The sequence below is a fragment of the Halorubrum sp. Ea1 genome (genome assembly GCF_002252965.1).
Taxonomy (GTDB): domain Archaea; phylum Halobacteriota; class Halobacteria; order Halobacteriales; family Haloferacaceae; genus Halorubrum.
In genome coordinates, this window is record NZ_NHPG01000082.1 from 36,176 (window position 1) to 48,344 (window position 12,169).

Here is a 12,169-nt window from a genome sequence, read left to right on the forward strand (position 1 = left end):
CTGAAAGTATTGATGTCGTTGGAATTCACCCGGACTGATGAGATCGGCTCTGTTCTTTTAGTAGCGTTCGCTATAGGCGTGTTTTTCGTCAGCAGGAGTTTCCCCAGCGGGGTTGGCGGGACGCCTGGGCCAGCGCTGTTTCCACGGTTCATCGCTGGAGGGATTGCTATACTGGCGTTGATACAGTTTGTTGATGCAATTGTGTCGCGGGATCCGATTGGAAAGACCGTGACAAGAGATGATATCATCCGGTTCGGGGCCCCGGTAACGCTTCTCGTCGGTTATGCCCTCGTACTTCCACTAGCTGGCTTCCTGCTCACGACGATAGTCTTTCTCGTCGCAGTCATGTATTACTCGGGAGCACATAATCTCCGGGTGATTGTACCGCTCGCATTCGGGATTAGTGCAGTTCTTCAGAACGTTTTCGTGGGCTTTCTTCATGTACCCCTTCCCGATGGGCCGTTTGGACTCGGTCGTGCTATCTCCTTGACAGTGGGTATTCTCTGATGAGTGTCACTGCGAACCTCATCGGAGCGATCGGTGCTGTCACGGAGCCAATAACGTTCCTCCTGCTTGTTACAGGAGTTCTTATTGGTATTATCATGGGTTCACTACCTGGAATGACCGCGACGATGACCGTCGCGGTGTTAGTGTCGTTTACATTCAGTATGGATCCTGTCCCCGGTATGATGCTTCTACTGGGTATCTATGGAGGGGCGCTGTACGCGGGCTCAATCCCGGCAATCCTCATCCGTACTCCGGGGACACCAAGTGCTGCTGCTACCGTTTTTGACGGATTCCCACTAGCAGAGCAGGGTAAGGCCGGCCAAGCTATCTCTGTCGCAACAATCGCTTCTTTCATCGGCGGTGCCGTGAGCGTCGTGTTATTGACGTTTATATCGCCGCAGATCGCCACTTTTGCACTTGAATTCGGCTCCCCTGAATACTTCGCATTAGCAGTCTTCGGTTTATCGATTATTGCCAGTGTGAGCGGGGACTCGTTGATTAAGGGTCTCATCTCGGGTCTACTCGGGATGTTTTTAGCGACAGTGGGGCTGGACCCTGTGATGTCTTCGGCTCGATTCACGTTTGGATATCAGCCACTCACGTCCGGTATCCAATTTATCGCGGTAATGATCGGACTGTTTGGTATTGCTGAAGGACTATACCGATATCAAGTAGGCTTGGATGATACGGGTACCGACCAGGATATCACTAACTTGATTCCAGACAGGGAGACGCTTAGTCAAATTCTCCCACTTTCAACCGTCTCAGGCGTTGCAGGGACCGTCATTGGAGCAATCCCCGGGGCGGGGGGAGACATTGCTTCTTTTGTCACTTACAACGAGGCAAAACGGTGGCTCGATGATGGTACGTTTGGGCACGGTGACATCCGCGGTGTTGCAGCCGCCGAATCGGGGAATAATTCTTCGACCGGCGGAGCGCTAATTCCGACTCTTACCCTCGGGATCCCTGGCGACTCGGTAACGGCAATTCTTATTGGAGCACTGATGGTCCACGGAATCCGTCCTGGACCTGCCCTCTTCCAAGACGAGCCGGAACTCGTCTACTCGATCTTCGTTGGGTTCTTTTTAATATATATTGTCATTCTAGTTGTGGGCCTCCTCGGCGCACGCTTCTGGGCCCGGATTATTTCTTTCCCCCCGAAGTACCTGTGGCCGGTTATCTTTGTTCTCTCGCTAGTTGGCGCGTACGCGCTTAGAGGAAATCCACTTGACATTTGGACCACGATCGGCGCTGGGATGCTCGGTTATGTCATGCGCGTTGAGGATTACCCACTAGCACCAATGGTGCTCGGGCTAATACTTGGTCCGATAGCCGAAGTAAATCTTCGCCGGTCGCTACAACTCTCTGGTGGAGAGCTAGGGGTCTTCGTTGAAAATCCACTCACGGTGACGATATTACTGTTGAGTCTGTTGTCAGTGACTTATCCACTGGTACAACGCTTCCGTGAACGGCGGGCTCTCGAGTAGCGGTGTTCAATTTTTATACATCATACATTTTTAAATTGCTCTGATCGGATGAAGACCTGCAAAGTCCTCAGCGTGCGTAGGATGGTACTAAGATGGTCAGATACTGATGATTCAATAAAGTCTCAAGCCCGCTGAGCCGTCGGTCCCCGTCGTGCGGTCACACAGTTATGAGCCATAGCTACAGCGTTCACGTTCTGACCATCTGCCGGTTGGTTCCTGATCTATTACTGTGACTGCTTGTGGTTTCTCTCCCAACCAATTTCAAGTCGATCCGCAAAAAGAGGGCCACCAGAATTGTGTGTCCGGCTCTTGGGGAGAAGCCGGACGCATCTAGCTTCTATCAACCCAGAATAGCCTCGAATTGGGATACAGACCTCGCTTTTATGTCCGGTTAGCTTGATAACCGGACGCTACGATGAATCTGCGGGACCACGAAGAAGACGATGCAGGCAAGAAGGTGTGGCTCAGTCAAACGGAAGTACAGCAACTTGTCGATATCGCAAGCGACACCGAGCACCGGGTCGCTTTCGAGCTCGGGGCGCGTTGCGGCCTACGGTCTGCAGAGATCACTGATGTCGCTCCGCAGGACGTCGCTAGCACAGATGCGGGCCCAATACTCCGGGTACCAGACGGGAAAGGAGAAAAATACCGTGAGACGCCCATGCCGGCGAATCTCGCAACCACTATCCAGACAATCGGTGACGTTCGCGACGCACCGTCTGATGAGCCGATCCTCTCGATACAGTCAACGCGCTCGCTGCGTCGGTGGGTGAAAAATGCTCGCGAACAGTTGGCCGAGGACACTGACGACGAGGGCTGGACGTATCTCTCAACACACGACCTCCGTCGAACATGGGCGACGTCACTCGCTGAGAAAGAGGTAGACCCGCTCTTGGTGCTTGATTGGGGCGGGTGGGAGGACTTAGAGACGTTCCTCGACCACTACAAGGGGACGTATAGCCCAGCAGCGCAACGTCGAGCTCGTGAGAAAGTGGGTTGGCTCTAGATTACAAAATGCAGTTTCAATTATCGTCTGTCGTGGGAGAGACGTTAACGACTTGTCCAAGAAACTGGACCAATTGTACTCCGTTCTCGTAGTCGGTGGTGGCCCGATACCCTCCTCATCCTGTTATTAGCTGATACCAGTGGTTGGTAATAGACGAATGTCACGCGCATGTAGCACAAGACAGTATTGAACTTCCAGACGTGACCACGACCGGAAAGTAAACCAATAGGGAGTGTGAGTACGAGATATCCAGCTGAATTAGTATTATTATGTCACCTCACTCTGCTCAAATCACAGGACTGAGACAGGTTATCGAAGACTTTCTCGACAATCTTGCTTCGACTGTATCCGACCCACATAAGATCGAGCAGATTCTCGCAGGGGATGAGACACTCACAATCAAAGCACTCGACAACCGACCTGAAGAATGGACTGAGGGAAACCTCATTTGGCCATTAATCGAGGCTGTTGGCCTCAATCGGGAACCTGGACGTCCCGCTAGTCAGCGAGCAGCCGCAGGTACAACACAGCGGGAAGCTCCCGATTTTCGCATAGTCGAGCGCGGCGGTGAGTTCATCGTCATCGGTGAAAACAAATCACCAAACAAGATCGAGACTGCTGAACAGGAGCTAGTCGGCGATTACCTCTCGAACAAAGCATGGCCCGATTACGGGATCGCCACGGACGGGTTCGAGTGGGTTGTCTACCGAGCCGAACATGGTGGTGACTTCCTTGAGTTCAACGAGGTCGAACGCGTGGATTTACGACCGATCATCAACGCGGTCGCTCGGGAGCTTGGACATATTGGCCCCGGTTCCCTTGACGACGTGGATGTGGAGGGGACGCTGGAGTCGTTCATCTCCGTGTTCGAGCCGGGGAATCTGCACACCTTGCTGACGCAGACTGCTCCGAAGAAATTCCGTGACACGCGGAGTGCGAACGTTGAGGAGTTCTACGAGCTGTATATCGAGTTGCTGTTCGGCAAGAGTGATGAGCATGAGTATGATACTTGCCTTCGCGACGACATTAAGGCCCCATCGACTGCAACGGAGAAGGAGCAGGATTTGTTTGCCGTCACACTGATGAATCGTCTGCTGTTCATCAAGTTCCTCGAAACCCGTGACGTGCTCCCGAACGGATTCCTGCGAACGCTCGTCCGCGACTACGAGGAGAACACCGACTCGATCCCAGGGACACTCTACGAGGCGTACATCAAGCCGCTATTCTACGACCTGTTTAATACCGACGAAGACGAGCGTCACCCGAAGCTCCGCGCGGGCCGATACGCCGACGTACCCTATCTGAACGGTGGGCTATTCCGCGAGAACGTCCCGGACGAGTCACAATATAACCTCGTGGATCGGACGCTGCCAATCATTATTGAGGATCTAATTGAGGGTCACCAACTGGAGATGAACGGTCAGAATTTCGACCCTGCAATCCTCGGCAGCGTGTTTGAGAAGACGATCAACCACATCGGCGGTGAGGAGGGGCGGCAGAAGGAGATCGGCGCGTACTACACTCCAAACGACGTAACCCGCCACCTCTCTCAGCAGACGGTTGATCCCAAGGTGAAAGACCTCTTTGTCGAGGCATTCATCGCACACTCCGACGATGACTCTGAGGAGTACGTACGCAGCCAGATCGAGCAGACTGATCTAAGCGAGATACTCCGGTTCGTTGAGGACGGGGCAGGCATGTACGGGGCAAATCCTGAAGCTCTAGAGGATGTGCTCGATCGACTCACAGACATCACCATCCTCGACCCCGCCTGCGGCTCTGGTCACTTCCTGACGACGGCGATGGAGGAACTTCACCAAGTGCAACTGTCGATCCTCCGTGGCCTAAACGGTGGTGAGGAGCCCTCACCCCGAGAGCGGTACGACGCGAAACAGAAGATCGCGCTACGTGCCATATACGGCGTCGACGTGGACGATATCGCCGTCGAGATCGCGAAGCTTCGCGTCTGGCTGAAGATCATCGAGGGGAACAGCTGGGAGGAGGAATTTGGTCGTCTTCCGAATATCGACGTGAACATCGTCGCAGGTAACTCACTCGTTGGCTTCCCAGTTCGTGGTGACGTGCAGACGCAATTTGGTGCGATCGATGAGCGTCTGCCCACGCTCGCAAAAAAGCGACGTGCCTACAAGTTCGAGAACGAGGGCACCCGCCAGGAAGTGATGGACCTCGAAGAGCGGATCCGCAAGGATCGCGATGAAAAGTTTCTCCGCAACCTCACCCATACGTTTGAGTCAGAGGTGACGAGCGTTGAGGAGTTCGACGCGCTAGTTGCCTCGATCCCGGATGAGGAGTTCTACCCAACCGTGCAGTCGGTTAAAGTCCAGCGCTGGGATGCTGATGGCGACTCCCTCGCACTCACTGACGACGACAAGGACCTCCTCGACGACGCCGGATTCGAGTGGCAGGACTGGCGTGACACTAACAAGAGCGCAAAGCTCGATGTGGAGGAGCGGATCCAGAACGCCACCAGCACGCGCGGTGAGCTCGCCGAACACCGTGCCATCGTTGAAGATCTTCGCCGACTCCTCGATGCGGGGTTCGTTTTTGATACTGTCGAGCGCCAGCCGACGCGCTACGACCTCGATCACATTTCTGGGCAGCCACTACACTGGGACATCGAATTCCCCGAACTGCTTCCACTGGACGAAGCGAACGGTATGCATCCAGATATCGAGTTCGACGTTGTGATTGGAAACCCGCCCTACGGTGACATCCTGAATCAGAACGAGGAAATGTTTACCGCGCCCTACCTGACGGGGTCGGTGAATGACGTGTCCGCACCGTTCGTTGAGCGTCAGCTACAACTGACGGCTGATGGCGGGTACTTCGGGAATGTCACGACGCTCCGGCTGATCTACCAGTCCTCTTTAGAGGAGTTCCACGACCTGCTACGCGATGCGCTCGACCCCGCCCGAGTCGCCTGCTTCGGGATGTGGGGGCGGGTCGGCGTCTTCGAGAACGCCCTAGTCCGGGTCGCGCTCATATCCGGTCAAAAAAACGCGTCAAAGACAGGGACAATCTATACCAGCGACTTCACGGTATTCAATCGCGACAACAGGCAAAAACGATTCGAGAATCTCGATTATAGTCCTGTCGATGGTCTAATTCTTCGGGACAAAATTGGTGGAGACGGCTCTGGCGGGCCGCTGCTGCCAAAAATCGGAGGGGAAGTAAAGCGGAATATCTTATCACAATTGAAAGACCATTCAGATACTGTCTTTGAGGACAAATATGAACAAAATCAGCCCGAGGACGGTATCCATCCAGTTTGGAGACGTGAAGGTGTTGGGTACTGGATCAATCCGATGCTGGAAGAGTTATACCAAGCTCGTGAGGTAGATCCGGTATACTTCGGTACGGAGCTAGAGCAAAAGACGGCGTTCCTCGTTTTGAACTCCTCACTCTATTACGTATATTGGATGACTTACGGAAACCAACACCATCACAATTGGACGCAGCTATCAGCGTTCCCGTGGCCAGATGAGTCGACAATTGAGGAGTATGATGATGAGATTATTGAACTCGCTGATACTCTCTGGTCACGGATGAGTGATTCCTTCAGTGGGTCCAGTTTCCGGATGAGTTCGCTCCGCCCGATTATTAACGATGTTGACGCACTGACCGGCGAACTCTATAACTTGAGCGATGAGCAGGTGAAATATACGCAAAGTTATCTGACCGACCTTGGCGAGGGGAGTGCCCGGGCAGGTACAGGGAACCAAGACTTGTCATACGAACCAATAATTGCTGACGACAATTAGGTTAGACACAGCAGCTAGTTTGGATCTCTCCGAACTTGTCGATCTTATATTGTACAGGTCTGGTAGATCGATGAATTGTGACTATCCCAGAATTCATATACGCGCTTTGGCCGTGAAATACGCCTCTCAACCCCCCTTTAGTTCAAGAGAAAAGCCGCCTTAGTCCTGCGATTTATAGCGTTATATTTCACTTTCACTCTGCCCCCGGAACCGTTTTTACGTGCCAGTGTCTTACGTTGTCGCGTAAAGTAAACTCATGAATGGCCGACAGGACAGGAGAACCGTCGTCGGGACACCTACCGCCATCCAAGCAGACAGGTGCCCCGGTTGTCAGTCGAGGTCACCCCTTGTTGTGCCAACAGGGATGACCGACTCAACCCTGTGGCGGGGTAGCCTCAAGAGGAGTATATCGGCCCTCCTCCTTAGGGTTAACTTTCGCCGAGGGGTCCCATTAGCACAATTAAGACCTAGATGGGTTACGACAAGAAGCCCGCAGATGACGACATCGTTGAGTTCCTGAAAAGCATCGACTACGCGGCTCGACCCGCGGAGATCGCGGATGCAACCGGCTACAGCCAAAACTACGTCACTGGACGGTGCAGGGTGATGTGGGAGAATGACCAGATCCAGCGCGAGCAGGGTCGGTACATCGTCGGCCACGACATTCCCGGGCTAGACAGTCCGGTGGTGCTCCCTGAGGATCGTAAGAGCCTCGTCGAGATCGTCAAGAGCGTTGCACCCAGCCGTGTGTCGGAGGTCCGTTCCAAGTCGGCAGACGACATCCGCTCGTTCATCAGAGACGAGCTGGCGACCGACACCTACCCTCTCGGTAATCGGAAAGTTAGCTACGCTACCGGCTAACGACTGAGGGCAGCGAAGAATCAGCTGTGCAACCACGCTAACAGTTATCAATCTATTTCTTTCTTACCTAATGAGATATATCTAGCCTCGTCAATCAGAGGAGACTCCAAATGGTCATCATTTAAAAGTCTGAGTACAGGCCATATATTAAATTCACTTGACATGGTGATCTGAAGGTTATCGTCGTTGTCTCTGCTGAATTCAATTGGATCTTCTCTATCTGCATCTGAGAATACGTCAAATTCGTTGATAACCGTCTCAGCTTTTGTCGGCGTTATATATTCATATCGATTGTTCTCACTTATTTCAAATAGTTTTCTGGTAGCGTTAGGGAATTTATTAATAGCATCTTCAAATACTTCGTAGTCATCAATATAGACCGGGCCATTCTCTAGATTATTTCGAAGATCTCCAGTCTCTTCGTGGAACATATCCATGAAATCAAATATGGTCTCAAACCGTCGCTGATCCATACAAAGAAATTTGCCGTCAACGTAGATTGCATCCAGACGTTTTGGAATTCCTCTAATGTCGTCAGTAATTTCTTCATATTTGTCATCCCCTTGGAGATAATGGATGTTGAAGAATGAGGTCCGCCCGAAGATCTGCCTGCGAGTGAACTGTTGGAATCCGATAATAGGCGAGTCAGAACTTGGTTCCTTTATTCTAATTGCGTGAAAACTAGGGCGCCTATTTTTTTCGTATGTACTGACACCCTGGTGCGGTTCGGTAGAGGTTAGCTGTTCATAGTACTCGTCTCTAACTTTATTCGGAGAGACGTATTGCACCAGCTGTTCCTCCCCGATATTAGATGGATGATATTGTTCAATATGATATGAGAGTTCATCATCATCTGAATAGACACCACCACCCTGTAGACATTTTTTTACCAATTCCGGCAGATTCCCGACTAATTCCGAGTCCAGATCCACTTTCCAAAAATCATATCCTGAATCATCGGGGGATGCAGCAATAAGTTCTTTCTGAGTACCCGTTTCTAAAGAATCTAGATCTTCTATGACATCCTCGATATCTGATCTCGATATAACATCACTGTTTTCAGAATCCTCATCACTGTCTTCTGCAGAGTCTGATTCAGTAATGGTACTCATTCGTCAGTTGAAACGTATATCTCCCTGCCTTTAAAAACTCTTCTTAGAAGCAGATAGTCTTCTCCGGGCTCATCCGGTCCACGTAGTATAATGACTGCTCTCATTTGTTGATCTGGATCTCCCGGCCGATTGATATCAGCAGCATAAACTCGATAATCAAGGAATGCAAATACGGGATTATTATACACAAGTGACAATTTATATTGAGTGTATATTGTCATCAAGAACAGGAATAACACAACTAATAACACTCTGAGACCAACCGTAGAAGGATCCCGAAGTATCAAAAAAGTAGCAATATAGACTACGATAAATTGAACAATTTCTTGATTTTTATCAGTGGTATTCTGGATTGTGTACTGAGCACCTCCTCTATCCCTAGCATTTTCAATCATTTGGCGTGAGTAGACTGCGGATACAATCCCAAACGAAAATAACAGGACTGACAATATATTATCTAACGATATCAGTGGATATCCAATAAATAATATTGGAAGTAAAATATATAATGGAAAATAGGCGGCTGCTGTTAGCAAACCAATATATTTCTCGTCATAGATTCCCTCTTCGGACATATTTAATACGTCTTCATGTTCTCCCCCCAATATAAAAATCACTTCTGGAATACATACTTGAGATTAACAATATCAAACCTATCGTACCGCTCGATTTGTGTTATTCGCTGATTCATGGACGATCAATTGCCCTTCCTATGTTCTGAAAAGCGCCTCCATCAGTCGTGACCCGATGAGTAAGGCGCGCCGAGTCAGGCGCGCCGACCAACCCGCGTTTCTGCTGGAATCTGCCGAGCGAAGCGAGGCAGTAGTTTATTCATGTGGCTTCTTAGCCACACACGTAACTGAGAGTTGGGTACCCCACCTCGAAGTTACAGCCGTGGGAGAAACGGTGCGGGCGCTCAAGGAACAGATCATCAACGAAACACTCGCGAACTCCCTGCGAAAGCAGCAGAATAGGCCGCTAATCACTCGGATCGATAGTGATGCCTCTCACCAGCCCCCCGCTAGCCGGGGGTTCCTAACGCGTCCGCAAAGTGGCGGGGCTCGTATACACGGCCGTCGACGAGAGTGATCTTCGGCGCGAACTCGAACGCGAATTTCCGGATCTTCTCGTCCGTTACCTTCGACCACTGGCTCGCTCCACTCCGGAGGAGCCGACGCGCCTCAGCGAGGGAATCGGGCTGGAAACCGACGTCAAGTTTGTCGGGATCCGCCCCTTCTGTCCGACTGATTTCTCCGCCGTACCTGTCGAGCCATCTGCTCCACGGGTCGTCGTCGCCGCCGTGAGCCTCTGCTCTGGTGAGCCCATCAAGCGCGTTTTCAAGACCGGACTTGATGCTGTTCGACACCGAATCTATGTAGCCCGTCAGTTCTTGTGCGATGTATTTCGACCCGATTTGAACCTCTCCGTAGGTATGATCCACAAGCGGCGAGAGCCGCTTGAGAGCACGATAGACGGTGTCGAGATGAACACCGATGGAATGGGCCAAGTCCTTCGGCGACGTCTCTCCACCGTCCGTGAGCAGCGTCTCGACCAGCTCCGTGTCCGTCTCGTTCATCTGTGTCGCCGTCCCGAAGATCTGGTCGTCTTGTTTGGTCTCGATTCGCGGTAGACTGTCGGGAAGGATCTTCCGCCACCGACGAGAGCCGGTCACCTCGAAGTAATCGTCCGCAACGAACATCTGGCCGTCCGGGCGAGTGGGAATGCTCGACCAGTTGAGAATGTTCAACAGCGCCTCGTCGAGCTCGGTGATGAGCGTGTTGAGGTCACTCCAGTACACTGTGCCGTCGTGGATCGAGTGCTGGAAGGAGACGCCAATCTTTGGGTTTTCGAGCGCTGTCCCCTCGACGGCGTCGGGGTTGCGCATGTGGTAGTGTTTGAATTCCTTCGCCAGTTCATGGCTGCCGACTAATTCGCCGGCACGGCGAGAATCGATAGTCGCAGTGTGATAGTGACCGGGACACTCTCGGTCGTCACGAACCGACTTCGTGTACCCTTCGCGGTCGCCGGCGAGCAACAGAGAGATCTCGTGAAGCGTCCCATCGTACGCGATGACCTCACCGGTCTCTCCTAAGAGCACTCTGACGTACAGCTCTGCGTCGACGATATTCGAAGAACTATGGAGCCGATCCTCATCGAAATCGGCCGGGTAGATGGGTGTCGGACTGTTGAATCGGAATCCCTGACGCGTCGCGAGCGCATCGAGCGACTGCCGGAGCACCGTTGGGTACTGTTCGAAATCCCAGTATGAGCCCTCGACCTGTACATTATACCCCTCTAAACCGGTGCTAGACATCTCCTTGTTACCCTCCTTCGTCTCCATGTCCGGCCACCGAGGGGATATACAGAAGTAGGCGCGCTTCCGTGCCTCTGATTTGGCGTCGGCATACGAATCGTATCCTTTGGGGAATACATAGATTCTATACTCCTTCACCTCTTCAAGCTCAAAATTATCAGTTTTTCTAGGGGCGAAACCAGAGTCTTTGAACGCAAACGCTACGTTCCAGTCGCTGCCGTCGATTTCGGTCGTCGTTCTGAGCCACCCGTGCTGCTCGAAGTCGTGCTCTCCCTGGAGGGAGCGCAGGCCGAAGTACGATCTGAGCGGATTATCGAGGTGCTCACAGTTCCATTTGAGATAGGCGTGGAACTCGTGGGGCTGCGGGTCGATGAACGTACGGGCGAAGTGTTCGTCATCAGAACCGGCCGCCTCGGTGGCCTCGTCAGTGTCGGTCGCATCCGAGTTGCCCTGTTCTTCGAGACGCTTCTCGGCACGCTGGTACGCCTCACACGATTTGAGATGGTGGGCCGGGTCGTCGTCCCGGGTATGCGTCTCGCGGCAGTATCGACACTGTGAGACTGCTTCAGTGTCGCACCTGCCCTCGTGCCTCACCGCAATACGGTGTTGTTTGAATTTACACCGACAGAATCGACATCTAGCGATGTATCGGGAGTCAACGGTTCGTCGCCGTGACTCTGTGGCTGTAGTTGAGTTGGTTGTCGTATCCGCGTCTGTTCGAAGTGCGTCCGCTTCCGTCTGCTCGACCGATGTACCGATAGAGTCCGTTTGGTCGTCAGTGACCGCCTCGGCCTCGTCGAGCTGTCCGAAGAAGTCGTCCGGGTCGGTCACTGTGACCACCCGCCTCCGTCGCCACTGGCGCGCGGAGCCACGGGTCGGCTCGCGCGACACCCCATTTTATTTGGGTGGACACTAGTTGTATCAGGTGCGAACTCCCCTTTAGCAGGGGAAATTGAACGAATCGTTTCAAGCCAGGGCAGGGATTTGAACCCCGGAAGTCTCGATTACAAGTCGAGTGCATGAACCGCCCATGCTCCCCTGGCGCGGATTGGCGTACTCGGGCCTCCTATGAGTGCGTGTCGCTTTCGGCGAGCCTGACG

At 52.6% G+C, this 12,169-nt stretch carries 8 protein-coding genes and 1 tRNA gene; 5 read left to right on the forward strand and 4 right to left on the reverse strand.

Annotated elements, in window-relative coordinates:
* The first annotated feature begins 12 nt into the window (after nt 1-12).
* The 5 genes from DJ73_RS10350 to DJ73_RS10370 all read left to right on the forward strand — a co-directional run bounded on the left by DJ73_RS10350 (nt 13) and on the right by DJ73_RS10370 (nt 7,643).
* Nucleotides 13-507, forward strand: coding sequence for a tripartite tricarboxylate transporter TctB family protein (locus DJ73_RS10350; protein WP_094557908.1), 495 nt, complete (start codon nt 13-15; stop codon nt 505-507).
* Nucleotides 507-1,994 carry a tripartite tricarboxylate transporter permease gene (locus DJ73_RS10355; protein WP_094557909.1) on the forward strand — a complete coding sequence of 496 codons (1,488 nt, stop codon included), beginning with the start codon at nt 507-509 and terminating at the stop codon, nt 1,992-1,994. Before DJ73_RS10350 ends, DJ73_RS10355 begins: the two co-directional genes overlap by 1 nt.
* A gap of 415 nt (nt 1,995-2,409) precedes the next feature.
* A complete protein-coding gene (locus DJ73_RS10360; RefSeq protein ID WP_094557910.1) occupies nt 2,410-3,000 on the forward strand; it encodes a site-specific integrase in 591 nt (196 codons plus the stop codon).
* A 269-nt stretch (nt 3,001-3,269) separates the two neighbouring features.
* Nucleotides 3,270-6,782: an Eco57I restriction-modification methylase domain-containing protein gene (locus DJ73_RS10365; RefSeq protein WP_141212943.1), complete on the forward strand. Its 3,513-nt coding sequence runs from the start codon at nt 3,270-3,272 to the stop codon at nt 6,780-6,782.
* Between the two features lie 471 nt (nt 6,783-7,253).
* On the forward strand, nt 7,254-7,643 hold the full coding sequence (locus DJ73_RS10370; protein WP_094557912.1) for a hypothetical protein: 390 nt from the start codon (nt 7,254-7,256) through the stop codon (nt 7,641-7,643).
* 47 nt (nt 7,644-7,690) lie between these two features.
* On the opposite strand, the gene DJ73_RS10375 is transcribed toward DJ73_RS10370, so the two are convergent.
* The 4 genes from DJ73_RS10375 to DJ73_RS10385 all read right to left on the reverse strand — a co-directional run bounded on the left by DJ73_RS10375 (nt 7,691) and on the right by DJ73_RS10385 (nt 12,112).
* Entirely contained in the window at nt 7,691-8,755 is a 1,065-nt protein-coding gene (locus DJ73_RS10375; protein ID WP_094557913.1) for a Kiwa anti-phage protein KwaB-like domain-containing protein, read from the reverse strand.
* Nucleotides 8,752-9,330 carry a hypothetical protein gene (locus DJ73_RS19785; protein ID WP_141212944.1) on the reverse strand — a complete coding sequence of 193 codons (579 nt, stop codon included), beginning with the start codon at nt 9,328-9,330 and terminating at the stop codon, nt 8,752-8,754. The genes DJ73_RS10375 and DJ73_RS19785 overlap by 4 nt, the downstream gene beginning before the upstream one ends.
* Before the next feature lie 446 nt (nt 9,331-9,776).
* A complete protein-coding gene (locus DJ73_RS10380) occupies nt 9,777-11,900 on the reverse strand; it encodes an Lrp/AsnC family transcriptional regulator (protein ID WP_141212945.1) in 2,124 nt (707 codons plus the stop codon).
* A 138-nt stretch (nt 11,901-12,038) separates the two neighbouring features.
* Nucleotides 12,039-12,112, reverse strand: a tRNA-Thr gene (locus tag DJ73_RS10385).
* Between the last annotated feature and the right edge of the window lie 57 nt (nt 12,113-12,169).

Excerpts from the sequence above, each read along its gene's own strand:
- DJ73_RS10350 (WP_094557908.1), top strand. The coding sequence starts at position 13 with ATGTCGTTGGAATTCACCCGGACTGATGAGATCGGCTCTGTTCTTTTA.
- DJ73_RS10355 (WP_094557909.1), top strand. The coding sequence starts at position 507 with ATGAGTGTCACTGCGAACCTCATCGGAGCGATCGGTGCTGTCACGGAG.
- DJ73_RS10360 (WP_094557910.1), top strand. The coding sequence starts at position 2,410 with ATGAATCTGCGGGACCACGAAGAAGACGATGCAGGCAAGAAGGTGTGG.
- DJ73_RS10365 (WP_141212943.1), top strand. The coding sequence starts at position 3,270 with ATGTCACCTCACTCTGCTCAAATCACAGGACTGAGACAGGTTATCGAA.
- DJ73_RS10370 (WP_094557912.1), top strand. The coding sequence starts at position 7,254 with ATGGGTTACGACAAGAAGCCCGCAGATGACGACATCGTTGAGTTCCTG.
- DJ73_RS10375 (WP_094557913.1), bottom strand. The coding sequence starts at position 8,755 with ATGAGTACCATTACTGAATCAGACTCTGCAGAAGACAGTGATGAGGAT.
- DJ73_RS19785 (WP_141212944.1), bottom strand. The coding sequence starts at position 9,330 with ATGTCCGAAGAGGGAATCTATGACGAGAAATATATTGGTTTGCTAACA.